We start from the raw sequence: 23,752 nt of genomic DNA, 5'->3' as shown, positions 1-23,752 counted from the left end.
AAGAAAGCGAGGAGAACGGCACCCAGTGCCCAATGCACTCAATTCTGCGAACGGGCTAGTTGCGCGCCGCCGTAGACATAAAGAACTTTGTGGGGGCGGACACGCTGGGGTCGGACAGCCGCACTCCGTTTTCCGTCACGGTTCGGCGCTTCTCATGGAATGTATGAATCGCTTAGCTCCGACCATACCTACGTATAGGTCAGCATACTCTCGTATGTGCGCGCTGTTGGAATGATGATTCCTGGGTATCACTGATGTCCGCTTGTCGAGCCGCCCGAGCAACAGATAGGCATATTATCGACGTGTCGATTGCGGAAAACGAAGTACTTTTTCTTGGCTGAACGTCGATTTGATCGCAGTCCAAGCATTTTCTTGTCCTCGACTTCGGTAAGCGTATTCGCGTGTGTCAGCATGCCGATAGGTCGTTTCTCTCTGAAACAGAGTTTTAATCGAGAATCGATATATCCACTTGCATTAGGGTCAACCGCAGTTTGGGGCGCCGATGTGGCACAATCGAATATCTAATCTCGCGCTGGTGTTGTCTGTCCCCGCCGCAACTGTGGCTGCCAATACGGACGTGTTGTCAATTCACTTCTGGAGCGGGCTGCTGGTTGGTGGATTGATGCTGGTTCTTTCGTTCGCGACATCGACGCGAACGGAGACCGCAGAACCAACTTTGGACGATAGGATGGCCATCAATGCGTTTGAGTCGCTTAAAGATGGTATCGTAGTTTTCGACGCCGACAGCTGCGTCCTGAGCAACGATGCAGCAGCTCATATACTTGGCTTTTCTAATAGACAAGAAATGAGAGGGCTGGCACTTGCCTCGCTTTCGCTTGATCCGCAGCCGAACGGCAAGAGCGTTGCGCAGATGTTCGAAGAGACCAATAAAGCGGTGATGGAAGCAGGCCATGTCGCAATCGAGTGGTGGCTTCGCCGCAAAGATCAGACTTCCATTCCGGTCAGAACAAGTCTTGTCGTTTCCAACTTCGAAGGCCGCCCGATAGTGGTGAGTGGTTGGCAGGACATAACTGATCTGGTCCGCATGCGCGAGGAGCGGTTGAGCCTTGCGAACAATTTCGAAAACGATGTGTCGCGGGTTGTCGATGTTGTGGCGAGCTCCATAAGGAACATGCAAACAGTCTCGTTGACAATTAGGTCATCCACGGACGATGTTTGCCTTCGCACTGAGGGCATGACCGGGATCGTGAAAAAGACGGAGGAAAACTCGAGCGCCGTTGCGTCAGCTGCCCAAGAATTCTCGGCTTCAATCTCTGAGATCAGGAGGCAGGTCTCGACCGCGGCGAACATTTCGCTATCTGCACGGGATAAGACTGTCCACGCTGAAGCAACACTCAACGAGCTCGTTGCGTCGGTTACGAAGATCAGCAGCGTCGTCCAACTCATCGAGGGAATAGCCTCACAAACCAATTTGCTGGCGCTCAACGCGACGATTGAGGCAGCGCGAGCTGGCGAGGCGGGCAGAGGTTTTGCAGTGGTGGCAAGCGAAGTAAAGAATCTTGCGGCGCAGGCAGCAAAGGCGACGAGCGAGGTTGATGCTCAGATTCTTGCCATTCGGGAAAGGACAGGGCTGACGACTTCGGCGATGGCTGACATCGCTGGGATCATAGACAGGATGCGCGAAATATCGAGCAGCATATCGGCTGCGATAGAAGAGCAATCGATTGTCACAAATGACATCTCGAAGAGCATCACACTCATTAGTTCGGATATGGGCGAGGCATCCCGCGATATTGACCGACTGAATGATGCATCGCGCGCCTCTGGCTCATCGGCGGGCCAGGTCGTTGATAACGTCCAAGAGCTGAGCAAGAATCTTGGTTCGTTGGAGGGACAGGTCAACGACTTCTTGATCAAAATACGGGCGTAGCGCGGCGCGGTGGCGTGGGACGCATGACGCCGCCGCGATGGGAAAGGAATTTGCTGTTAGGCGGCAATGTTCTGATCCGGCGGGTCGGCCGCAATCCAAGAGGGTTGCGGCGCGCGCATCCGGTTAGCTCAGGCCGGCGAAAAAATCGCCGCCCATTGGCAATGGCTGATTTTGCCCGTCGTCAATGCCGAAGATCATCCGCGGCAAGATGGACAGACGAAACCTTGGAGAGTGGATAGAGCCGATGCTCCAGTCCATTCATCGTCAAGAATATCCAGTACGTGTGTTCGGCGGGTCGAGTCGATATCCGCAAGGCGGGCAGCCGACTAGGCGCACCAACACACCACGTCAGGTGCTGTCCGCCCGCTCCTGACAACAGAAGACCAAGTTCCATGGTCGTAATGGGCGCCAGATGGGTCTTTACCTTCGCTGCCGCGTGTACGTTTGGCCGCCGCGCAAGTGATACTGAGGCGCGCCGCTGACGGCGAGGATGCCCGCTTCCGCCGCGGCTTTTTCCGGCCCTTAGCGCATCGTCCGAATGGAAGCGACTTCCTCGATCTTGTCGAAGAAGGCGCTTTTCTCGTTTGAGGGCGGATCGGATCGTGACAGGTCGAGGGAAGGCAGAAATTGCGACCCCTGCAATCGAAGGCGGGCTTTATAGACTAAGGCCACGATCCGCGAGCACCCGATGCATTACCTCGGTTTTGATCTCGCGGGCAAGCTCATTGCGGATCCCGGCTCCGAGCTGGCGCTCCGCATCGTGCAGCCAGGGCGTGGATGAGGATGCTGGGTCGTCGCCGGTCAGGTGATAGTCGGCGAGCCGTTGCTGCAAGCGAGTTCGAAACTCCTCGTCCATCGCATCGACGAGCCGCTCCTGCATCGCTGCTTCCTCTCGGGGTGCGATACGCCTCACCACGCTCTCCCAAGGTTGCCAGCGCGTAGCCAGATAGTCCGCGAAGCCCGTCGCCTCTTGCCTGCGGACCGACATCTCGGCCCTGGCAACGTCGTCCTCGGTGACGTGGGAGACATTCAAGAAGCGCATGCCCGGAGCGACGTGCCGCAGTTCCAGCGGCTCTCGCAGCTGGGTCTGGTAGGCAAGATAGACCTCGATCTCGTCGATGTCGGCCTCCGGGTCGGCACGGCGGAGCGAATTGACCGTCTCGCGCGCGATCTCGTTCAGCGCCTCCAAGCGGAACATGACACGGCCGTGTTGGAGCAGTTCGTCGAGGCGTCCGTCGTAGGCGCCGTCCTCAACGTCAGCGTTCAGGCGCGCAGTCTGCATGCCGTTCCAGGTCAAAGTAATGCGATCCTCGCAACTCTCACTCGCTGCAAAAGCCAGCTGGAAAAACTGCTCGCGCAATTGCGGCCTGGCCGCCGCCTGCCGCAGATCGTCGACCACCGCCTGTCGGAAGGCGTCGTCTCTAGAGTTCACAGTGCCCCGTAGCCTGTCGAGAAAACGTGCATAATCCTGGGCACCCGGCTCTTGGGCGAAGCCCTGCCAGGCAACCACCGCGTCGGGCTGTAGCCAATCCGCGACAACCTCCTGTAGGGGCCGCGGCTCAACCTCCAGCCCCCCTTCGGCCATCGAGAAAAAGATCTGCGGGCCAGCATAGTCCCCGGAATGCATGGCTGTCGCCAGGTTGGTCTGCACCAACCCGGGCAGCGGATTATTCTCGAGATCAACACTGGACTCGCGGCTTAGCTGCGTCATCAAGGTCGCGGGCACGCTGGTAATCTGGTTGTTGCTGGCGCCAAGCCATAGAAGGTCTGGCGGCACCGACGCGGGCAGGCTGCTCAGCTGGTTGTTGTTGGCACTGAGCCATTCGAGGCCGGCCGGGAGAGGCTCGGGCAGATTGGCCAGTTGATTGTAGTCAACGTTAAGACGCTCGAGCCCGGCTGGAAGGTCGGGCAGGCTGGTTAGCCGGTTGCCGCTAGCGTCCAGCTCTCGAAGGTCTGCCGGAAGGACCGGTAGATTCGTCAGCTGGTTGTTGGTGACGTTCAAGCGCCGGAGCCCACGCGGTAGGTTTGCAGGCATGCAGGTCAGCCCGTTGCTGATCGCGTAGAGCCGCCGTAGCGCGGCTGGAAGCTCGGGCAGACTGGTCAGCCGATTGTTGCTGGCGTAGAGCCGCTGGAGACCGACCGGAAGGTTATCGGTCACGCTATTCAGCTGATTATCGTCGACGTTCAGGCGACGCAGCCCGGTCGGCAGGGGAACGGGCAATGCGGTCAGGGACAGGGACGACAGATCCAGCGTCTCGTTGAGATCACCTTCCTGTTGCCAAGCCATCGTCCGACTGACCGCCTGTTGCCGATCCTCATCCGCGTCCCGCCCCTCTTCGGCAGCCCATCTCGCCAGGACCTGATCCTGCGATGAGGCCGGATTCGCGGCGGACGCCCGCGCATCCGTCAAGGCGTCACCCCACCGCGCCGCAGCCGGGGATCCCGGTTCGCAATTTTCAGAATCGGAAGCTTCGGAAGAAGTGTCAGCGCCAAGCTGGGCCCGCTCTGCATTCATCGATGCCATTCTTCGGTAGCTAAATTAGGGAATAGGCCGGAGCAGTGAATCTTGAAGCCCCTTCGCCGGCCGAGCACTTGCAGGAAGACGCAGCAGGTCCGCACAAATCCGGGCTTTCGAATGGGTTGATTGATGCGGGTTGACCAAGCCGGACCTCAGTCTAGTTCGACCCGCTCTCCTCCTAGAAGGAGTACCTGTCGATAAGCTGACGAACCTCGTTCATTGTAAAACAGCCCTCGACGGGCGCTCTGGCCACAAAGAGAGCGTCAGGCCGAAGGCCGATCTGACGAGCCGCCGGCACCAGGCGGCGGCCGCAACGCCGAGCTGGGCGGCGGCGATCAAAGTGAGACCTTAGCGACAATCAGGATGAGACTGCGCCGATGGAGACGAACCGAAGGGATGGCGTAGCCCAACCGGAGGACCGTCCCCATCGGCGTCGCGCTTTTCGGACCCGTCTGGCGGCCGGGTGCGGCTGGTGCAGCCGCGCTGAAGGCGGGTCCTGAACTCAAGAAGCCCCGCGACAATTGAGAGCCGCGGGCGACGGCCTCGTCAGCTTCTCGAAAGATTGTTCATTGTAGGACTAGCTCAATTGATTTCATGACGTGAGGCTAGTGTGGACCCGCACAATTTTGACGCATTCAATGTAGCTGCCGGGCCGCGAGTACAGGTCTCGCAAGAGCATCAACCGGACCGATCCGGGCAAGAGGACTTTGAGCAGCAATTAAACGAGGCGCGCGAAGCCGATAACGCGATCCCTGACAGTGGGCCACGCCGTAGCCCCTCTACCAATGTGTCTAGCGACACCCAGCAGTCCCCGGCCGAGCCGATGAGTGCACTTGCCAGGCGCAACCTCTTGCCAAGCGAGGTCCTCATCAGCGATGAGCATGACACAGCTGAGTTGAGAGCAGCGAAGAGGCCGAGGGTCCTAAACAATCCGCAAGGCGTTGCCATTGAGCAGCAGCTGAGCGAGATCGCCAATTCAGGTGGTGGTGGAGCAATGCCAGCAGCCTCCGCGGTGCAGCCGGCTCAATCAACTGGGATTGTGGTACGGGGGCATCAGTTGGACAAGCGGCCTGTTTATTCCGAGGATGCTCCCGAAATCTTGAGGCTTGAGGAGGCTCTCATCAAGGGCGGGATGGTCGCCGGTGGGGCGAAGCAACATGCAGGCGCTCTTCTTAGCTTTAGCCGTTGGCTCTTCGCAAAACGCAGACCGAGCGTTGTTGCTCGGCTGGACAGTAAGTCGCTGAGCAATAGCGGTGACGTATACGAGTTCGTCGGAAAGGGGAATCCCAAAAATCTCCTTGTAGCATTAGACCATCTCCGCACCTTTCGGTCGACGGGCGAAGTCGTCGTACGCCAAAGGAGCGGTCGCGCCAAGGTCAATCCTCGCCCCCTGAACGTGGCTCCCATCCATCCCGAAAGCGCGGTACTGATGGAACCGACGCTCATCGGCGACGCCGCTGCACAGCACAGGGCGTCGCACGAAGCTAGCAGTCGGCGAGAAGAGCTTCGGGACGGGCAGGAGGATCAACCCGCTCCGTCGGCTTTCGTCCAAGGGCACGTCGCGATCAATCCAGAGCAGCTTCATCAGTGGGAGCTTCGGCAAGTGCTGGATCATCTGGATCATCAACCCATCCCGTCGCCAGTCTACGTCCCTTCAGAGGAGCTTCAGCGACTGGAAAAGGACTTGCAGGACGAGCTTCACCGACAGCCTGCTGCGTCGTTTTCCGCCGATCCAGAAGGGTTTAGTTTCGATCTCGAGCAATTCTCTCCAGGGGAGCTTCGGCGATTGCTTGATGATCAATCCATACCGTCGCCAGTCTCCGTCCCTTCAGAGGAGTTTCAGCGACTGGAACAGGACTTGCAGGACGAGCTTCACCGACACCCTGCCGCGTCGTTCTCCGCCGATCCAGAATGGTTTAGTTTCGATCTCGAGCAATTCTCTCCAGGGGAGCTTCGGGGATTGCTTGATGATCAATCCATACCGTCGCCAGTCTCCGTCCCTTCAGAGGAGTTTCAGCGACTGGAACAGGACTTGCAGGACGAGCTTTACCGACACCCTGCCGCGTCGTTCTCCGCCGATCCAGAATGGTTTAGTTTCGATCTAGAGCAATTTTCTCCAGGGGAGCTTCGGCGATTGCTTGATGATCAATCCATACCGTCGCCAGTCTCCGTCCCTTCAGAGGAGTTTCAGCGACTGGAAAAGGACTTGCAGGACGAGCTTCACCGACACCCTGCCCCGTCGTTCTCCGCCGATCCAGAAGAGTTCAGTTTCGATCTAGAGCAATTTTCTCCAGGGGAGCTTCGGCGATTGCTTGATGATCAATCCATACCGTCGCCAGTCTCCGTCGATCCAGAGGACTCGGCTCTAAATTTAGGGCAGTCTGATCTTCCCCGAAAAAGTGGGAGGGTTTAAGCGGCTTTTAGCTCCATCTCGATCAGTGCGATATATCCGATTGCGGAATGGAGCCGGGTTCGGTTGTACAACAAGGCTCAAGAACGCCCACAGGACCGTTCTTCGCGAGGTTCTTTATCGACATCATCCCTGGTTTGGTCGCCGAGTTTGCGTTCATGGAAGGGTCGAGAAGGCTGATGATGTCGCTTTCCGCTGCTCTCTTGATGGATCGCAAACAGATCGTTGCCTGGAAGTTCCAGCATGGATGTTCGACCGGACGGCATGCCCTGACGCTGAGCCTTTGACAGCCCAGCCGTTTGTCAGCATTGACGCACTTGCGGCGCTCTCTGCGCTTCTCGATCTGGCGTTGAAGGATCGAACGCCATCAGCTGCCCTGCTTTCTGGCGCATCCAGAGCCTCTCACGACCAGAATCGGGGAGAGACTCATGTCACGGCAGACGGCAGTGCCAGGGAGCGCATACCGACACGATCGACAACCGCGGCCGCAGCAGCAGATGGATCTGTTCGGGAGTGGCCTGTCGAACGGCGCCATCGGCGCGCCCACATGGCTGGATCTGCCAGCAGAAGCGCGGGCAGCGCTCACGAGCCTGATGACGCAGTTGATCCTCGACCATGCTGCGATGACAGCGACGCCGCCCGCGAAGGAGGTCGATCATGATCTCTGACAAGGTCAGGCCTCATCATCTGGAGCGCAAGGCGATTCTTTACGTGCGTCAATCTTCGGCCCATCAGGTGTTGCACAATCGCGAGAGCAGCGCGCTGCAATACGCCATGCGAGACCGGCTGACGGCACTCGGGTGGTCAGAAATTGAAGTGATCGATGATGATCTCGGTCGTTCAGCCGCCGGCGGCATACAACGCGCCGGATTCGAGCGAATGGTGGCGGAGGTTTGCCTCGGCAAGGTTGGTGCGGTTTGCGCCCGCGAGGTCTCGCGCTTCGCCCGCAACAGCCGGGATTGGCAGCAACTCATCGAGATGTGCCGCGTGGTCGATACCGTTCTGGTCGATCAAGAGACTATCTATGCACCAAGGCACGGCAACGACCGCCTGCTGCTCGGGCTCAAAGGCAGCCTCAACGAGTACGAGCTGGATCTGTTGCGCCAGCGCTCGCTCTCGGCCCGCTACGAGAAGGCACGCCGGGGCGAGTTGGTTGTGACAGCGCCTGTCGGCTTCGTGAAGGCCGGCGACCGTTATGAGAAAGACCCGGATCGGCGTGTCCAGGAAGCGATCAAGCTGGTGTTCGACAAGGTCGAGGAACTGGGCAGCGCGCGGCAGGCGCTCTGCTGGCTCCACGAGTACAATCTCGATCTGCCGGTGAAACAGACCAACGGCGACACGGCCTGGCGGCGACCAAACTACTCTGCCATCCACCGGATCATTGAGAACCCGGTCTACGGCGGCGCCTATGCCTATGGTAAGACAGCTGTGGCGGCGGGATACAGCACCGCGGGCGTGAGCGTGAAGATCCGCCGCAAGGCGCGGAACGAATGGCTGACGCTGAAGCCCAACACTCACGAAGGGTATGTGAGCTGGGAGAAGTTCGAGGCGATTCGCACCATGGTCAGCAGCAATGTTCCCACCAGTCGGCATCACGGCGCGCCCAAGCATGGTGACGCGTTGCTGGCCGGTCTGATCCGCTGCAAGCGCTGCGGTCGCAAGCTCACACTCCGGTACTCCGGCATGGAAAACCATATCCCGCGCTACAGCTGTAGCCGTGCCTGGATGGACAATGGCGGGGCCCACTGCATCGCCTTCGGCGGACTGCGCGTCGATGACGCCATCGAGGAAGCACTGCTTGGAGTCGTCGGTCCGGGCGCTGTCGCCGCCGCAACCGCTGCCGCCAAGGGAGCCAGGGAACGGCGCGATCAGGTACGCGATGCTCTCAGTCGCGACCTCGAAGCGGCGCGCTATGCCGCCGACAGGGCTTTCCGGCAATACGATGCCGCTGATCCCGCGAACCGGCTGGTGGCCAGTGAGCTGGAAGCCCGCTGGAACAGGGCGCTCGCTCACGCGGCGGAGGTTGAGGCCAAGATCGCCATGCATGATGCGGCGACGCCCGCACCCCTTGCTGATCCAGCCTCGCTCGGCGTTCTGGCCTCGAACCTCAAAACGGTCTGGGATGCGCCGACGACGGATGCTCGCCTCAAGAAGCGCATTGTGCGCACCCTCATCCATGAGGTCGTGGCCGATATCGACGACGCGGCCTCGGAGATCGTTCTCATCGTCCATTGGGTGGGGGGCGCCCACAGCGAGTTGCGCTTGCCGAAGCGCCGGCGCGGACAGCGCAACAGCACCTCTGCCGATATCGTCCAGGCCGTGCGTCAACTGGTGCTGATCGCCAGGGACGATCTGATTGCCGGCCTCCTCAATCGCAACGGCCTCAAGACCGGTAACGGCAATCGCTGGACCCGCGAGCGCGTCACATCAATGCGCTCGAACTACCACATCCCGGTGTTCAAGCCCGCCGAGGACGGGATCGAGCCATGGCTCAACCTTGGCAACGCCGCAAAGCTCCTGAAGATCGCGCCCAAGACGCTCCGGCTGGCCGCTGAAGCCGGCGAGATCGAATCCATCCATCCTCTGCCGGATGGTCCTTGGATCTTCGCCCGCACCTGGCTGATAACAACTGCTGCTCAATCTATCGCCGAACGAGCGCGACAGAACCCAAAATACCCCGCGGGATCGCATCCCGCTCAACAAAATCTCTTCTCTTCAATCACATAGCCAGATGGGTGTTCTGATGCGCAGTTGTAGAAGCCCTCGATGAAGGCAAAGATATCGCGCTGGGCATCGGCACGGGTCTTGTAGTTGCGATGACGAACGAGCTCGGTCTTCAGGGTATGGAAGAAGCTCTCCATCGGGGCATTGTCGTAGCAAACGGCCTTGCGGCTCATCGACGCGGTGATGCCGGCGCCCGCGAGACCGCGCCTCGTCTCATCTTGATTGACGCGCCGCTCTCATCCTGATTGTCGCGCCATAGAAGCGAACTTCCTTGACCAGAAGCGGCTCAAACGACAGCGAAGCAGGGCACGTTGGGCAATGCCCTCTTCGAGTTGCTCGATCGCAGCCCCGCCTTGGCAGGCGGCCTTTGACCAGCTCAGCACCAGCTTGAAGGGCATGTCGCGCGAGGTTGACACAGTGATAAAACAGATGTTCGATTCTCCACAACGGGCGGCCGAGAACCTCTTTCTCGGCTGCCGGCCGTCGCAGATAATCCGCTCAGCTCTTAAACTCCTTGCGAAACCTGAAACGAGTAGTTCACGCGGCCTCGCTTTCCACGCCCTCCGCTGTCGCGCCGACAACCGCACCAGGCAAAAAGCCCAGGATGTAGTCCGCTGCCTTACTGGCCTGGCTTGCAGCGCGGACAATCGCCCGATTGTCCTCTCGCAGAACCTCTAACCACGAGGCAATGTAATCGGCGTGCCGCACTGTCGGAACGATGCCAAGCGAGGCGCAGGAGAACGCGGCGGCGAGCTCCGCTATCAATTCCTCAAAGGCGTACTTCTTGGTACCAAACGAGCCGCTAAGATCGCGGTTGAGCCGTGAAGAATGACCGCTTGCGTGGCCAAGCTCGTGGAGCGCGGTGCGATGCCAATTGATCGGCTCGAAGTAGGCTTGCGGCGGCGGCACCTGCACATAGTCTTCTGCCAGTGCATAGAAGGCGCGATCACCGCTAATGCGGAAGTCAATGCCGGTCGCCTTGATCAGGGCTTCGACAGCTGGCTCGATCAGTCCTTGCGGCCGTGGAGGCGCGGTGGTCGCGATTTCCGCAGGCAAGCCGTCACACTGATCGGCATTGAACACCGTAAAGCGCTTCAGGAACGGAATTGCCAGCGCTTCGTCGCCGGTCTCTGTAGCTCGCCGCTTCTCATCATTTGGCACGAAGCGGTCAGCATAGACCACTGTCGTACCACGCTCGCCCTTGCGCACATAGCCGCCGAGCGATAGCGCCTGGTGGAAGGTGAGCCAACTCTGACCGGCGAAGCCGCGCTCGATGACCGCGCCCCAAAGGATCAGGACGTTGATTCCGCTGTAACGCCGTTTGGTCGCGGCGTTGTTTGGCATCGCGAGCGGCGCCGCTGCCGCCGCCGTCCCCCACGGCTGCCCCCATGGCACACGGCCGGCTTCGAGCTCGGCAATGATCTTATCGGTAATTTCGTCATAAAGGCCTGCCCGGCTCTGGCCGGTCCCGTTGCGAGGATGTCGTCTGGACATCGCGATTCTCCGAGAACGGGCGCCGGCGAGGCTCTCTCGCAGCTATAAACCCGTCACGGCGGAAGGGTCTCCCCTCTCACTCTAAGAAGCTCTGCCGAGCATGACGCAGATCTGATCGGCCGCGACGGCAGCCCCACAGAGCGAAGCTGCAAGCCAGCTCAAGAATAACTTCGGCGTCCCGCAAAGTACGGCGCTCGAGCTCGCTGCGGGCGTACCAAAGAAGGTCGCAGCAGGAGTCAGCATAGCGCCGCGTCTTCGGCGACGCCGGATCTGCTGCGGTCCAAAACGGACTAACAGAGCACCCACTGGAGTGACCAGATCCGGAACAAAGCAATTCAGGCAACTATTGATCGCCAGGGATCAAAGCCCGCGAGCCGCGAAGCGACGACTCTTGGTGGGAGAACCTGCTGCCCGATTGCGCAAACTGATCTGGGCGGAGGGAAGGGTTTGGTGTTTCGATGTGCCACTGCGGTATGTCGATCTCAGCTCAGATAACGACTATTCCGTGTGAACGACGCCAGCCCAAAATGGACGAGATTGTCCGACAGCAAAATCATCTTTCGACCTGAGGGCTCGCCCAAGGGCATCCCCCAAAACGGGTTGCTGGAGTTCTGGTAGACCAATAAGTTTGACTTACGAGCTTGCGGGACACCTCTGCGGAGCAAACTTGCTCGCGAGCAGCAGGAAACGCACGACGAGAAGACCCGCGTAGATGCTCGTCCCAATCGACAAGCCGATCCAGATACCAATTGCACCAAGCCCGATCTTCAAACCAAGCACGTAGCTAAGGGTGAAACCGATCGGCCAATTAGCTATGCAGGCGAACAGAAGCGGGACGCGGGTGTCCTTAAGTCCACGCAAACCGCCCGCCGCGATGTGCTGCGCGGCATCACTGATAAAGAAGCTCGCGCCGACCAAAAGGAGGTTTGCGGCCAAATCTGTCGTCGCGCCGACACCGTCAGTCGTCCCGTCCAGAAACAGGCGGGCAATTTCAAAACGCACGGCGACAACCACAATAGTCAGTATCGCAGCAGCGATAGTGCCAAGGAGTATAGCAATCAGCCCTGCTCTTTTGACGCCTGGACCGTCGCTGCGACCGACGGCGTGACCGACGCGCACGGCCGCCGCCGTGCTGATGCCTAGTGGAACCACGAATAGGACCAAGTCGACCTGAAGGGCGATCTGATGGGCAGTAAGCGCTCTGATGCTGACCAGGCCCGCCAGCAGCCCCGCGGCCGAAAAAAGTCCGTATTCCAGCAAAACAATGAGTGCGATCGGAATCCCCATCGCGATCAATCGCCTCATGAACGGCCAATCGAATTGCCACAGACGCGCGAGCACGTGATAGTCACGGAAGGGGAGGCGCATTGTGGCGAACCACAACACGGCCAAGAACATCGTCAAGTTCACGAAGCTGCTCGCAAGGCCGGCTCCGAAAAGCCCGAGCGGCGGCAGGCCCAGCATCCCATAGATCAGCACATAAGCCACGAGCGCGTTGAGAGGGATGGCCCCAATCGCAATCCACAAGACCGGCTGCGGTCGGTGGACCGCAGCCATGAAGTTGCGAAAACCGTGAAACCACAGTGCCGGCGCCGCGCCCCAGACGAGTCCGAAAAGGTATTGCTGCGCGAGGCGCGCCATCTCGGGCGCTTGGCCGAAAGCCAGCAGTACTTGCTCTCCCTGTAGCCCAAAGGCCATGATCGGGACCGATAGCAGCAGCGCCGCCCAGAGTCCCATACGCAGCGTACGTCGTACAGCGGCACGGTTTTTCGCCCCGAACGCTTGCGCCGCCAGCGGCGCGATCGGGGTCAGCAAACCAACACCGAGGGTGAAGCCAACGAGGTAAATCGTGATGGCTAACGCCGACGCGGCAAGCGCCTCAGGGTCGACGCGCCCGATTAAGGCAAGATCGGTGGTCATCATCACGACTTGCCCAAGCTGCGTCAGCACCATCGGCCATGAGAGCTTCGCAAGTTCAGCAAGCTCGATCGCGAGCTGATGATAAGGGCTTGGTGTCGTCCGTTTGAACTGGATGGCCAGGACCGCTTTTTCCGCTCGTTTGTTCATACGACACCGCTGTCCGATTTGTTTCCTCGGCCCCATAATCGCTGCTTTATGAAGAAGAATATCCGCCTGCCTCGACCTCGGACCTGCCGAAACGATGCCACGTCAGATCTTGCTCAGGTTCGTTAAATACGACCCGCGTCAGCGCGATGGATTTGCAAGCTTGGTTTCTATCCGCTGCTCTCGCCATGACGAGCGCAGCTCAGCCACCTCCACCAACGCTCCAACTTTGTTGAAAGAAGATGCAGTTGATGGCCATTACGCAGCGATCGCCGATCCCGGTGCCGCATGGTGCGAACTGGATTGCAACGTTCTCCATCGCATTGTTAAAATCGCACACAGGCTCGCAGCCGGGCAGCGTGACGTTGAGTTGCGACCCACGCATACCGGTAACTGATATCTTCGGCCACGACATAATCCTCGAGCGGCTGTTCTGAGTAGGTCCAGCTATTCAAAGCTCATGCCAATGCGAGCGCCTTGAATTAGAAGCCGATCTGCTGGACCCGTTGTGTCCTGGCCCTGACAGCAGGTCGCAAATCTGACAATCAGGATCAGCGATGCTTGTCTCGATCTCGAAAGTGGTTGGGGCAAAACGTTCATGCGTGACCGCGAACGCTTACCTCTCTTCGGTATCGATCGCTCAGATTCTCAGGTGTTTCAAAGGGCGCTGACGAGGCTCAATGGTTGATGCGTTAGTCTTCATGCGTCGGATCTTGGACTGGCTCAGTACTCAAGCGTGATAAATTTGGAATGGATCATCGTCCCCCTCTAAGTCATTACTCGAGCTGCCGCTGCAAAACGCCGCGTTTTCCCGAGGAAAACCCGCGTTACACTCTGCGCTCACGCGACCCTAGGGTCCGGACCATGCTCTATCTCGCGCGTTGCGACAATATCGCGCGACTGAGAATAGGAGATCGACAACTTTGGTCATTCGATTCTCCGCGCTGACCAGCCGGGAGCCTCTCTTACGCCCGGCTTTCACCCCTTCGCCGAAAATGCCACCACCGGTCTCATTGCGCTCTGAAGCCACGAAGGAGACTTCACGTAAGATCGCGGGGGCATACCTTCCGCGGCTCTGTGCGGGGCACCCAGCAAAAAGCGGAGAATTTGATCTGCCGCCTTGCGGGGCTGGCTTGACGCGTGGCGCTGCCACGCAGCCAGGAGCATAGTATCAGTGTTGCCCAAGAAGACGCGCGGCAACTCACAAGGTAGCACCGCATTGCATTCCCCGGCGTCGACGGCAATCCTTAAAGCGTAAGATTCCCCCCGAAGGGAATGTCCGAGCCCGGCCCGCGGAACGCAATCGGGCTCTGGATCAGAACGCCCTTCGGCGAGGAACACATCTTGGTGCGTGAGGAGCCGGATGGCCGAGACGCTACGCGGCTCGGTTCGAGTGCGGCGCGAGCCGCACGCGCAGGAAAACGCGAAGATGTTAAGCGCGCGAAAGGTGGACTTCCTCTCTGGCCATTGTCCGAGCATCATAAATTCTGACCTGAAGCATTGGAAAACGCTGTTTTAGCTCCTGCGCTCCGGCCAAAGCCCCGTCTTTGGTCGCAAATTCGGCTTTGAATCGGCCATCTACTTCGAGAGCATAACCGGAAGCGGGAAGTCTTGGAGTGGCTGCGACCATTTCATTCCTTTAGCATGTTGGTCTCATCGACGACGATTGCTTAACCTGAGTCGCTTGGACCGGGCTAGCAGTTGCGTCAGCGATCGGCATTTCCTGCAAAAATCGGTATGGCAACCTTAGGGTTCCGCCCCGAGGAACGGAATTGGGGCCCCTCCAAACCGTCGACGCAATGAGCGCCTCGGCGCGCTTACGGCAGAGGCAGTGAGGCCTTCGATAGCCCACAATACGGGTCCGGGGCCTGTAGTCCTTTTGCTGAAAACGAATCGCCCATATAGTCGCAAAATGGGCAGTTTTGCGATCAATACTGCCCTAGATAAGGGAAATTGTAGAATTCGGCCGCACAAGCACTCTTGGCGGCCTTTCAGTGTTTTCGCTTTTAAAGGGGATGCGGCGTGACATTTCACATGAACCTACGCGTGCAACAGGAGGATGCATCATGAGCGAGCTGTCGCAAGCGCCGCAGCCGCGCATAGATGCCGATGAACCGATCGTCTTGGTCGTCGACGACGACGCGTCGATGCGCAAGGCTCTTACAAATCTGTTTGAATCGGTTGGGCTTAAGGTCAAGGCTTTTGGCTCTGCGGCGGAGATTTTGCAGACGAAGCCGCCCGAGGTGCCGAGCTGCCTCGTGCTCGACATCCGCCTACCAGGATCGAGCGGCCTCGATCTGCAGTCCGATCTCGCCGAGGCCAAGATCGACACGCCTATTATCTTTATCACAGGTCACGGCGATATTCCCATGACCGTCCAGGCCATGAAGAGCGGTGCGGTCGACTTCCTGACCAAGCCGGTACGCGAGCAGGACCTCCTCGACGCGGTCCGGGCCGCGATCGAACGAGACCGCAAGCGGCGCGACCTCGACAAAACAGTCGTTGACCTGCGATCCCGGTTCGAAAATCTGACTCCACGCGAGCGCGATGTTCTGGCCCTGGTCACTTCCGGCCTGCTGAACAAGCAGGTGGCGGGCGAGCTTGGACTGGCAGAAATTACCGTCAAAATCTACCGCGGGCAGGTCATGCGCAAAATGGGCGCGAAGTCGCTGGCCGATCTCATAAGAATGAGTGAAGCTCTCGGAATTTCGCGCCCAAAGGGGAACTTACAAACCTAAGTATGCTTTGCAAGCCTGCTTCCCGCCTCCACTTTCGTACGGCCGCAACCGCGGCGAGCAGTTTCCCGGATCACGAGCGATCAGTTTGTCAATGCCCTGTGTCATTTCCCTCATCGACGATGATCCATCCGTTCGTACCGCAACGAACAACCTTCTGGCAGCGTACGGATACTTGGTCCATACTTTTGCCTCCGCCGAGGAGTTCCTCCGCGCGACCGAATTGAGTGAAACATCATGCGTGATTACCGACGTCCAAATGTCGGCCATGAGCGGAATTGACCTGCTCACGCATATGCGCAGCCTCGGTCATCCTACGCCTTTCATCTTCATCACGGCCTTTCCAGATGATTCCGTCCGCGCGCGAGCGATCAAGGCTGGAGGAATCTGCTTTCTTGCCAAACCTTTTGCCACGGCCGCGTTGATCAAGTGTTTGACGATTGCCCTGTCTGGGTCAGGTGGCGCGAGCGCGTGAAGGCTTTAGCGGTTGTCCGCGGCATCCCTTCACAAAGCAGGGATGCACTGCGAGTTTCCCGCCAGTCCTCGGAAAGCAAGCCAAGAAAGCGATCGGTCCAACATCTGACATAGCTTCGCTCATGTGCTCCTGCCCCTCGCAACGACGGTCAATTCCCACTCAAACCATAAGATCCAGCGCAGAGGCGCCTTCCTCACCCTGCCGTCAAGGGGCAAGCGAGGTCAGCGGTACTGCACTTTCAGCCCCGCTTGCCGGCAGTAGTGCGCCCGATTTTGCCAGAGACCTTAGCCGTTTTAGCCGTCGCTGTCGCATCTTGCGGCATGGAGCCAAAACCGCCGCGCTTCGAAGAGTCACGAATTTGGCTTGGCATCAGCGCTTCTCTCCGTAAGCGCAAGATCTCGTCGTGCCACTCATGTTAGCTCCTTCAAACTGGCCTCGACTGGCCTACTGTGAGACGGAGCAAGGGCTGTGCCAGCGCCAATCGCGAGCTCTAAGCGCCTGATCGCGCTTCGCAAGAGTTCGAGAAGGTGCAATGGCACGCGTGTTTTGAAATCTCACTCTGTGCGCCTCTGTTGAGAGGTCGAATAAAGAGCGAGGGACTGACGCAGCCGAACCCTTCCCTACAGACAAAGATCAGAACTGAATTCGCTTCGGCCTGAATTTTGCCCGACCCAAGAGCACGGGTCCAAGAACTCGGGTTCAAGACCTCAGGCTGAAAACGAGGATTCCGGCGTGAAACGCAACCGCCTTTTGGAAGAGATGGTGTCCCGATCGCCGGACCGATCTGACGCAGTTGCTTTGATCGACCAACATAGACAAATTTTATCCAACGAGACGGGAACGCTTGAGCGCAGAAGGAGGTTAGCAGCTGATCCGTCACCGAGTTCGTGAAAGCCATGGCTTGGTCAAGATGAGCGGATCGGGCCAGCGGCAAATCGAACTTAGATTAACGCTGATCAATGTTAGGCTCCGGACTGCATCCCTGGCTGGTCCACCATCATTTTGTCCGTTGCGCTCGTTGCCATGACGGTAGCGCGGACTCCTTCTCTTTACATCGGGCACGACACACAAGGGCTCGCAGCATACAACCTGACGCCGCGCGCGGTTCAACCCACATCCGTGAGGATCCTGGTCTGAGATAGTTGCAGTAGCTGCAGCGTCGGGTCATTTGCTACCTTCAAAGTCGCATCACCAATGCTCCCAGGTGATGCGGGGGGCGGAATCGGCGTATTCTCCGATCCAGTCGTCGGTGCCGCCCCACTCTACTCTTCGGGCCCCGGATGCGGATCTCGTCGGTAGCGTACGCGCGACACTTATGCGTATATGATGGTCAGCATCTCCGCGAAAGAAGAGTGGATGAAGCGTGATCGAGCCTTGCGCTATGTGCTGACTCTGTTCTGCTTCAATTCCGCCGCGCGGGTGTCTCAGCTCGAGGCCCGAACCTTGGCACGGGACGTGCGGACCAGGTCTTTACCGGGACTGTGCACCCCTCGCGCATCTGGATTAACGACGTCAGCGACCATTTCAGGCGGGCAGCGTTGCTGCTTCAGCAGCCGACAGGCTACAGCGCGAGGGCTGCGCACATGAGTATGCCGCCGATAACAGCCATTCCTATGAACAGGACTTGCTTGCGGTCCATTTGATCGTCCCTTCGCCTAGAAAGGCTCGAGCCGGAAAAGTGTCCGCTATGCTTTAGGACGCTTCGTCCGAATTGGAACAGCATGGCTAGTGGCTCAAACCAGCAATCTCGCACCCGTTCTCACAACCCCTACTACGATGGCTTAGCCACCTAACCGGCGAATGCAGCCGCGGTGTCCGCTTCCTGCTGAGCGGGCCTGCGCTCCCGGGTATCAACATGAAGAAGTCGCCTTTCTGAGCTGCTGCTGCAAGAGCTCATCGGGATTCACCAGCTCTTCTTAAATCCAGCCGTCAAGCTCATGTTAGTGCCGCCCTGTGCGGTCTCCCCGATGGCGCTCGAGATTGTGATGCCGTTGGACAGCGTCTGCTCGGCGCCAAAGCTGCGCAGCCATTTGTCGTCGGTAGTCGACATGGTTTCGCTAACGACAAAACTCGTGCCGATCCCGGTGACTGTGACTTTGGCTGAGTTATGGGTCTCGTAGTTGCGCGTGACCTGCCCGAGCAGACCGAAAAGCGGCATCTTCCCCTTTTGGACCACGTCGGAGTCGATCTGCAGTGCCAGCGAATAATCGCTCCGCAGCGGCACCAACTTGATGAGGGAGGTACCGATTTTGCTACTCTGCTCGCCCGTATCAAAGCGCGCATTCACCACGGTTTTATCCCAGACGGGGCCCACGCCGGGAGCGGTGGCTGCAGCCCAGGCGATGCCGGAGGATTGTGGCGCGTTGCCGCCGTTAGCGGCCTTCTCAGCCAGCAAATCCCATGTTGTGGTGGGCTCGCGCGCCACGGTCATGTCGACTCCGATCCGAGTGTCCCAGAACGGAGAAATCGACTTTTTGACAGCGACTGCGGAGGCGCCGTTTGATTTCGTGCTGGACGACCAATTCAGACTGTCGCTGGCGGGCCCAGCTTGCGCGGCGTACGGCATCGCGACCAATATAGACGCGAAAACGAACGCGGCCGTCCAGAGCGCCGACTTGGCTCCGTCGACTCCTGACGTGAATTCTATAATGTTGCCCGCAGTGGATTCGGCAGGATGCGGAGCGAGAAACGGATCTTTCATTTTGAAGGTCTCGTCGCCAGCGTTCTCGCATGCTGCTTACAACCTGACGCTACGCCCGATTCAACCCCTTTCATAACGCGGCCAGAGATCGCTCGATCGGCAGACTGGAAGAAACAGCTCCGTGCTTTAGAGACTCCGTGCGAAGGCCGTTTGGTTTGATAGAGTACGCAGCTTGCTTGACCGTCGCTTTTGCGATGTAGACTAACGTTTCGCTGGCTCGACACGGACAGGTCTGACTAAGACTTGCGGCGTCATGTACGACCGTCCGTTTCTTAAGATGCGGCGGGAGTTGGCATGGATCCCTGCTATCCAGGCACGCCTGCGACTTTTTCCCACACTTTCACAGCTTCGGATCATCACCGCCAATCTCGGCATGCCGACGACCGCGTCGATCATTTCCAGCAAGCCGACCTTCGGTACCCATCATTCATTTTCGCTTCCGCATCCTCTGACGATAGTCGAAACCGACCTGAGGCGGGCAAGCTAGAGCTGACTCTTCAGTCGATTCGCAAATCAATGCTCCTACGGCACCCGGCCGCCCGCGCTGATGTAGTTGCTGGCGATGACCGCCACTTCGGGAGGCCGCATCGCCAATGCAACGTCCGTTGCGGAAAGGCGCCAATTCAGAGAGAGAGAGTCTATGAGGACGCGAACTGTCGAAGAATAGGCTGAGTAGAACCGAGACGTTCCTAACGCATCACACAATTGTCATGCTCACCTTTTCATTATCGAGGTCCAAGCTGGGTCGGAAAGGGAATTTGCGAATCGAGAATCGAGCGGGGTTCTTTAGGAAGTCGATTTACTCAATATCACGCCGAAAGAAGGTGGGGCGGGCCTTGGGCGTCGCTGACTCGCGCGATCCAATCAACCACGCCGCAAACAGCGCGGCGAGGCACTTCTTGTCAGTTAGGAGGCTCCCCGCAGGCGCTTGCCTGCTGGGGGCAAGATGGGCGTAAAGCACACCGCGCTCGCATGCCGGTCGGAGGTCAATGCGCGCTTCACGCATGTTATGCCAAGGTAAAGATAGACCGTAGCAGAAACAGAAACTGGCTAGCCGAGGCGCCGCAATCTGCGGAACGTTTCGTACCGCCGAACGCACGTAACGCCAACCTTGCATGGACCCCGCATACGATTGACGGTTTTCGAGTTGTTTCAAGTTCGATGCACTAGCGAGTTCTGTCGTTTTCCGTTCGGCATAGAGCTTGCTTCATGCACAATAGCATCACGGAGCGTCGCCGTGATGTAGGGGCGGAACGACAGCGTCCGTTTAAACGGCATGTTGTCCGCCCCACTCTTTTCCGACAGACCAGACAGGCCTGAACCGACGTTTAGGGCCGCTGCAGTCGCGCTCGCGCCCGTAATCATGTCCTGCCTTCTGGTAAAATGACGCAAGTGTGAAAGTACGTTGTTCTTACTTGGTTCGTCAGGGATAGTGGGCGCCGCTGACGCCGCCTACAAGCGAGTAGTATTCGATGAAACTGTCTCAAGCGTTTGCAATGACCGGCTGTTCCATCAACCAGCACATGATCCTGCGGATCACCACGATCATGGCATCGGGATGGCTGTTCATGCAGGCGGGTCAGATCTCAATGGGGCCTCGACCAGCACATGCCAGCGCTCCCTCCGGTGGGATACTCGCCGATCCGGCCGCGCCTGACGATCTGGATGCGAATTACAAGTCAATTAATGCTCGGTCTTTCCCGGCCGGACATTGTCGCGTGACGGACATCGAGCTAGACGCTGTACAGTTGGGCTCACACTACGCAGATGTTGTTTCCATGTTCGGCTGCGCAGGCACTCTCGCGTCACGCGAGATTGCGGGAGATGTCAAGTTTCACCTGTTTGCTTGGAACGACGGGCATGTTTTGACGCTGTTCGCTAAGGGCCGGCTGCTGATCGCATCGCAATCTGACACATCGTGAAGCACTCGCAAGAAAGCGCGAATTGCCTGCGCAAGAGTGACAGAAATCTAAACCTCGGAGGAGCGGAAGCAATCTCGTCGAGACAACATGGATGCCAAAGCCGCCCACCCATTCTTGTTTGCGCGTAGGTGATCTTAAAGTTTCCATCTGCGATCAAAGCTATTAAGATGTCAATTAGACGACAATAGCTCTACTTCATCCCGTTATAGAGAGCCCTACCTCTGACCGTTCTGCCGTGTGGCTTGTCTGCCGCTTAACATTGGTGAGCACCCGAGCGGTGACAATCGCCCGGCCACTTTGTTGTTTGCTTTACCACAATTCGACAAACGGACAGGTGCAAGGCTCGGCCTCTCTAACAGATCGAGGCCCGTCGCATCTAGAAAGCGCGTCTTTTCATCGGCACGCTGCTTGCTTGGTGCTGGCCAGCATCACCGCTCCTCTCGCGGTGATGTGGGGCGGACCCAAGGAGGCAATGGCGCTCATCGCGTCGGGTCCGCCCTCTCACGATCTGTGCTGGCGTGTTGCACAATGAAACTCTATGTGCGGGCTGCTGCGGCCGCCGTCACATTTGCGCACGGCCTCTGCCGTGACGTCCTGGGCGTCTACGACGCAGGAAACCTATTATTGCGGGAGAACAAGCGCTTCAGTGCGCGGAGATAGGGCGCATGGACACTATTGTGACACTTGTGGAATCAGCAGTTCGCTACCGAGCACTTGCATCGATGGAACGGAGGCGCGCTTTCAGCTAAAACCAAGGCAGCTTGGGGCGTACTTCGGCTTCGATCTCGATACCACATCCTACTTCGTGGTGGAAATCAGCTGCGATGTTACCCACCTGCTCGACTACCGGGAGCGCATACGTTTTACGCACACTGTCTGGGCGTAATGCTGCCGAACAAAAATCAAGACGAGCAAAGCGGGCTGGTGGTGATGAACTGTTGCGGTACGGCGAGCGCAGAAGCGATCAATGTGTTTACGCCACCACGCTCATTGGATTAGAGATTCTCTACGTCGGCGCCGCCGTTTGATCTGTTGTCGTTTACGACAAGCGAAGCCCATTGCCAAACGCACATGGAGATCGAAGATTACGACCTGGATTTCGTCCAGATCAGCGCCACAGAATTGACTTGCGCCGTGCTCAGGTATTTGAGCGCGCGCGGCGAACAGCTGCATCGTTTTCGATTATTGCGACCACGGATTTCCTGAACATCCTCGTTGATCTTGTACTAATGATAAACGTTTCTCGCGAACTTCCGAGGCGCTACAGGCATCGCACGCCAGGCGCGGCCAGCTCGCAAATGCTTGGCTGTAGCTCGCAATAGTTCACCTCGTTTGTCATTTTGAAGACAAACCCGGCAAACTGACACAACGCAAGTCCAGCCTCTCGACATACCTTGAGCCGTCGCATGTCGTCGCCGCGATCTTGGTCCGGCATAATGCTTGCTTTGTCATAGCCAGCATCACCGTCCCATCCCAAGCACCCGGTGATGTGGTCGGGCCCAAGGCTTTGGGTTCATCGCGGAGGGTCCGCCCGCTCGATCATGAGCTGTGGGTCGCGCCTAGAAAATGTCATGTTCATAGCTGCCGCGGTGAAGTCCCGAACCAACGAGTCTCGTGGAGACAACGTAAGTGTCTACAACGCAGCACTCCGTGCGCGAGAGGAGAATGACAGAGGAGCGCAGATTTGCACTCAATCCTAATTTTCAATGGGACTCCCATGTCTACTGAAGAAGCACTAGCAGGGTCGACAAATCACACGTGCGACAGACGAAATACGTCAGCCAACGGCTACGGCGAAGGATCTGACATCCTAATGATAGTCGAGGCAGCAGCTCAGTATCGCTGTGCAAGATCGATTCTCAAAGAGGCATTCACTGACCAAGCCGACCTGGAGGATGATGACACACTGGACGAGCTGTTTCACAGACCTCGCATCGCGCGCTATTTCTTGCTCTTTCGTGGGCAACGCGCAATGGGGGCTGGTTTGGTTCGACTAAACCCGATGATGCCACAGTCAATATATGTTCCATACATTGCAATCCGCGAAACCGACCGCGGCAGACTGTCTACCCGCAAGATGAAGCAACTCTTCGCCGAATTCACGCGGAAGATGGGCGCCCGCAGAATTCTGATCGAGGCAGAAGACCCGCGTTGTATGCTACTCGATGGTTCTTATCGAAGAGAGCGCGTGCAACGTTCGGCTATGAGAATATATCTGCTGCAACGCGTCTTGGGCACGAGCTTTATCGGTGATCCGGACCTGGCGGCCGCATATACAAGGCCTGCTTCAGATGATGCCCAGAAGGTGAGAGCCTCCCTTCTCTTGGGCTTTGTGCCTATCGAGCCAGAGCCGGCAAGCTTCTTTAATCCCGAGCGCACGGCGATAACAATCGAGCGCTATCGGCAGCTTTATCTCGAACTGATGCAACTTGATTACGGCACCGAAACTCTCGTACCCTCGCCAAGTCAGCTGGTAGCTAGATATCCTGCAATACGCGATTTCATGACTCGAACGAATGCTTATCGCGAGGAACGCCGTTGGGTGTCGCTTCATCCCTCCTGATTACCCAACTAACGATGCGGCAAAAGTTGAGCGGCGTTGTTCATGGCAATATGACTCCGTCGCCTATCATCGATTCCACGGTAGATGCTCGCAGAAACAAACAAGCAGAGTGAGGCGAACAGTGCAGGGTCCGGCCGCTCCAAATGTGTACCGACCCGCCCTGTGTTCTTGACCAATGGTGATTGACCAAATCGCTCTGACTTTCTTCGAAAGCCCGTCCAAAGTTTGTTCAGTATTTACGCACGATCCCAACCT

Annotated in this window: 15 protein-coding genes and 1 pseudogene; 11 read left to right on the top strand and 5 right to left on the bottom strand. The window is 58.1% G+C overall.

Annotated elements, in window-relative coordinates:
* Positions 1-502: 502 nt before the first annotated feature.
* Positions 503-1,891, top strand: coding sequence for a methyl-accepting chemotaxis protein (locus KUF59_RS05560; RefSeq protein WP_258768620.1), 1,389 nt, complete (start codon positions 503-505; stop codon positions 1,889-1,891).
* Between the two features lie 655 nt (positions 1,892-2,546).
* On the opposite strand, the gene KUF59_RS05555 is transcribed toward KUF59_RS05560, so the two are convergent.
* Positions 2,547-4,406: an NEL-type E3 ubiquitin ligase domain-containing protein gene (locus tag KUF59_RS05555; protein ID WP_258768614.1), complete on the bottom strand. Its 1,860-nt coding sequence runs from the start codon at positions 4,404-4,406 to the stop codon at positions 2,547-2,549.
* 613 nt (positions 4,407-5,019) lie between these two features.
* On the opposite strand from KUF59_RS05555, the gene KUF59_RS05550 reads away from it, so the two are divergent.
* The 4 genes from KUF59_RS05550 (at position 5,020) to KUF59_RS05535 (ending at position 9,546) form a co-directional block, all read left to right on the top strand.
* Complete coding sequence (locus KUF59_RS05550) at positions 5,020-6,822, top strand: hypothetical protein (protein ID WP_258768612.1); 1,803 nt, start codon at positions 5,020-5,022, stop codon at positions 6,820-6,822.
* Positions 6,823-6,869: 47 nt separating this feature from the next.
* A complete protein-coding gene (locus KUF59_RS05545) occupies positions 6,870-7,106 on the top strand; it encodes a hypothetical protein (protein WP_258768610.1) in 237 nt (78 codons plus the stop codon).
* 210 nt (positions 7,107-7,316) lie between these two features.
* Positions 7,317-7,487 (top strand): hypothetical protein, encoded by a 171-nt coding sequence (locus KUF59_RS05540; protein WP_018273965.1) that lies wholly within the window; start codon positions 7,317-7,319, stop codon positions 7,485-7,487.
* A complete protein-coding gene (locus KUF59_RS05535) occupies positions 7,477-9,546 on the top strand; it encodes a recombinase family protein (RefSeq protein WP_258768608.1) in 2,070 nt (689 codons plus the stop codon). The genes KUF59_RS05540 and KUF59_RS05535 overlap by 11 nt, the downstream gene beginning before the upstream one ends.
* Here the strand turns inward: KUF59_RS05535 and KUF59_RS05530 are convergent.
* The 3 genes and pseudogenes from KUF59_RS05530 to KUF59_RS05520 all read right to left on the bottom strand — a co-directional run.
* Positions 9,516-9,734: pseudogene (locus KUF59_RS05530) on the bottom strand (IS3 family transposase); the annotation flags it as partial. The gene KUF59_RS05535 and the pseudogene KUF59_RS05530 overlap by 31 nt on opposite strands.
* A gap of 346 nt (positions 9,735-10,080) precedes the next feature.
* On the bottom strand, positions 10,081-11,037 hold the full coding sequence (locus tag KUF59_RS05525) for an ArdC family protein (protein WP_258768606.1): 957 nt from the start codon (positions 11,035-11,037) through the stop codon (positions 10,081-10,083).
* Between the two features lie 633 nt (positions 11,038-11,670).
* Positions 11,671-13,104, bottom strand: coding sequence for an MATE family efflux transporter (locus KUF59_RS05520; RefSeq protein WP_258768604.1), 1,434 nt, complete (start codon positions 13,102-13,104; stop codon positions 11,671-11,673).
* A 248-nt stretch (positions 13,105-13,352) separates the two neighbouring features.
* Between KUF59_RS05520 and KUF59_RS05515 the strand changes: the two genes are divergently transcribed.
* From KUF59_RS05515 to KUF59_RS05505, 3 genes are all read left to right on the top strand, one after another.
* Positions 13,353-13,538, top strand: coding sequence for a hypothetical protein (locus tag KUF59_RS05515; RefSeq protein WP_258768602.1), 186 nt, complete (start codon positions 13,353-13,355; stop codon positions 13,536-13,538).
* Positions 13,539-15,167: 1,629 nt separating this feature from the next.
* Positions 15,168-15,839, top strand: coding sequence for a response regulator transcription factor (locus KUF59_RS05510; RefSeq protein WP_258768601.1), 672 nt, complete (start codon positions 15,168-15,170; stop codon positions 15,837-15,839).
* A 91-nt stretch (positions 15,840-15,930) separates the two neighbouring features.
* Complete coding sequence (locus KUF59_RS05505; protein WP_408918064.1) at positions 15,931-16,311, top strand: response regulator transcription factor; 381 nt, start codon at positions 15,931-15,933, stop codon at positions 16,309-16,311.
* 1,903 nt (positions 16,312-18,214) lie between these two features.
* Here KUF59_RS05505 and KUF59_RS05500 read toward each other — a convergent pair.
* Positions 18,215-19,012, bottom strand: a complete 798-nt coding sequence (locus KUF59_RS05500; protein WP_258768597.1) for a hypothetical protein — start codon at positions 19,010-19,012, stop codon at positions 18,215-18,217.
* A gap of 253 nt (positions 19,013-19,265) precedes the next feature.
* Between KUF59_RS05500 and KUF59_RS05495 the strand changes: the two genes are divergently transcribed.
* From KUF59_RS05495 to KUF59_RS05485, 3 genes are all read left to right on the top strand, one after another.
* Positions 19,266-19,499, top strand: coding sequence for a hypothetical protein (locus KUF59_RS05495; protein WP_258768595.1), 234 nt, complete (start codon positions 19,266-19,268; stop codon positions 19,497-19,499).
* A gap of 985 nt (positions 19,500-20,484) precedes the next feature.
* Positions 20,485-20,934 carry a hypothetical protein gene (locus KUF59_RS05490; protein WP_258768594.1) on the top strand — a complete coding sequence of 150 codons (450 nt, stop codon included), beginning with the start codon at positions 20,485-20,487 and terminating at the stop codon, positions 20,932-20,934.
* A 1,717-nt stretch (positions 20,935-22,651) separates the two neighbouring features.
* Complete coding sequence (locus KUF59_RS05485) at positions 22,652-23,497, top strand: hypothetical protein (protein ID WP_258768593.1); 846 nt, start codon at positions 22,652-22,654, stop codon at positions 23,495-23,497.
* The last annotated feature ends 255 nt before the right edge of the window (positions 23,498-23,752 follow it).

This window comes from Bradyrhizobium arachidis (assembly GCF_024758505.1).
Taxonomy (GTDB): Bacteria; Pseudomonadota; Alphaproteobacteria; order Rhizobiales; family Xanthobacteraceae; genus Bradyrhizobium; species Bradyrhizobium manausense_C.
This window is presented reverse-complemented; position numbering and strand designations above follow the sequence as displayed.

Coding starts and splice junctions, on each gene's coding strand:
- KUF59_RS05545 (WP_258768610.1), top strand. CDS start 6,870: ATGGAGCCGGGTTCGGTTGTACAACAAGGCTCAAGAACGCCCACAGGA.
- KUF59_RS05500 (WP_258768597.1), bottom strand. CDS start 19,012: ATGAAAGATCCGTTTCTCGCTCCGCATCCTGCCGAATCCACTGCGGGC.
- KUF59_RS05540 (WP_018273965.1), top strand. CDS start 7,317: ATGGATCTGTTCGGGAGTGGCCTGTCGAACGGCGCCATCGGCGCGCCC.
- KUF59_RS05520 (WP_258768604.1), bottom strand. CDS start 13,104: ATGAACAAACGAGCGGAAAAAGCGGTCCTGGCCATCCAGTTCAAACGG.
- KUF59_RS05560 (WP_258768620.1), top strand. CDS start 503: ATGTGGCACAATCGAATATCTAATCTCGCGCTGGTGTTGTCTGTCCCC.
- KUF59_RS05495 (WP_258768595.1), top strand. CDS start 19,266: ATGTACGACCGTCCGTTTCTTAAGATGCGGCGGGAGTTGGCATGGATC.
- KUF59_RS05485 (WP_258768593.1), top strand. CDS start 22,652: ATGTCTACTGAAGAAGCACTAGCAGGGTCGACAAATCACACGTGCGAC.
- KUF59_RS05555 (WP_258768614.1), bottom strand. CDS start 4,406: ATGAATGCAGAGCGGGCCCAGCTTGGCGCTGACACTTCTTCCGAAGCT.
- KUF59_RS05515 (WP_258768602.1), top strand. CDS start 13,353: ATGGCCATTACGCAGCGATCGCCGATCCCGGTGCCGCATGGTGCGAAC.
- KUF59_RS05505 (WP_408918064.1), top strand. CDS start 15,931: ATGCCCTGTGTCATTTCCCTCATCGACGATGATCCATCCGTTCGTACC.
- KUF59_RS05535 (WP_258768608.1), top strand. CDS start 7,477: ATGATCTCTGACAAGGTCAGGCCTCATCATCTGGAGCGCAAGGCGATT.
- KUF59_RS05510 (WP_258768601.1), top strand. CDS start 15,168: ATGAGCGAGCTGTCGCAAGCGCCGCAGCCGCGCATAGATGCCGATGAA.
- KUF59_RS05490 (WP_258768594.1), top strand. CDS start 20,485: ATGAAACTGTCTCAAGCGTTTGCAATGACCGGCTGTTCCATCAACCAG.
- KUF59_RS05525 (WP_258768606.1), bottom strand. CDS start 11,037: ATGTCCAGACGACATCCTCGCAACGGGACCGGCCAGAGCCGGGCAGGC.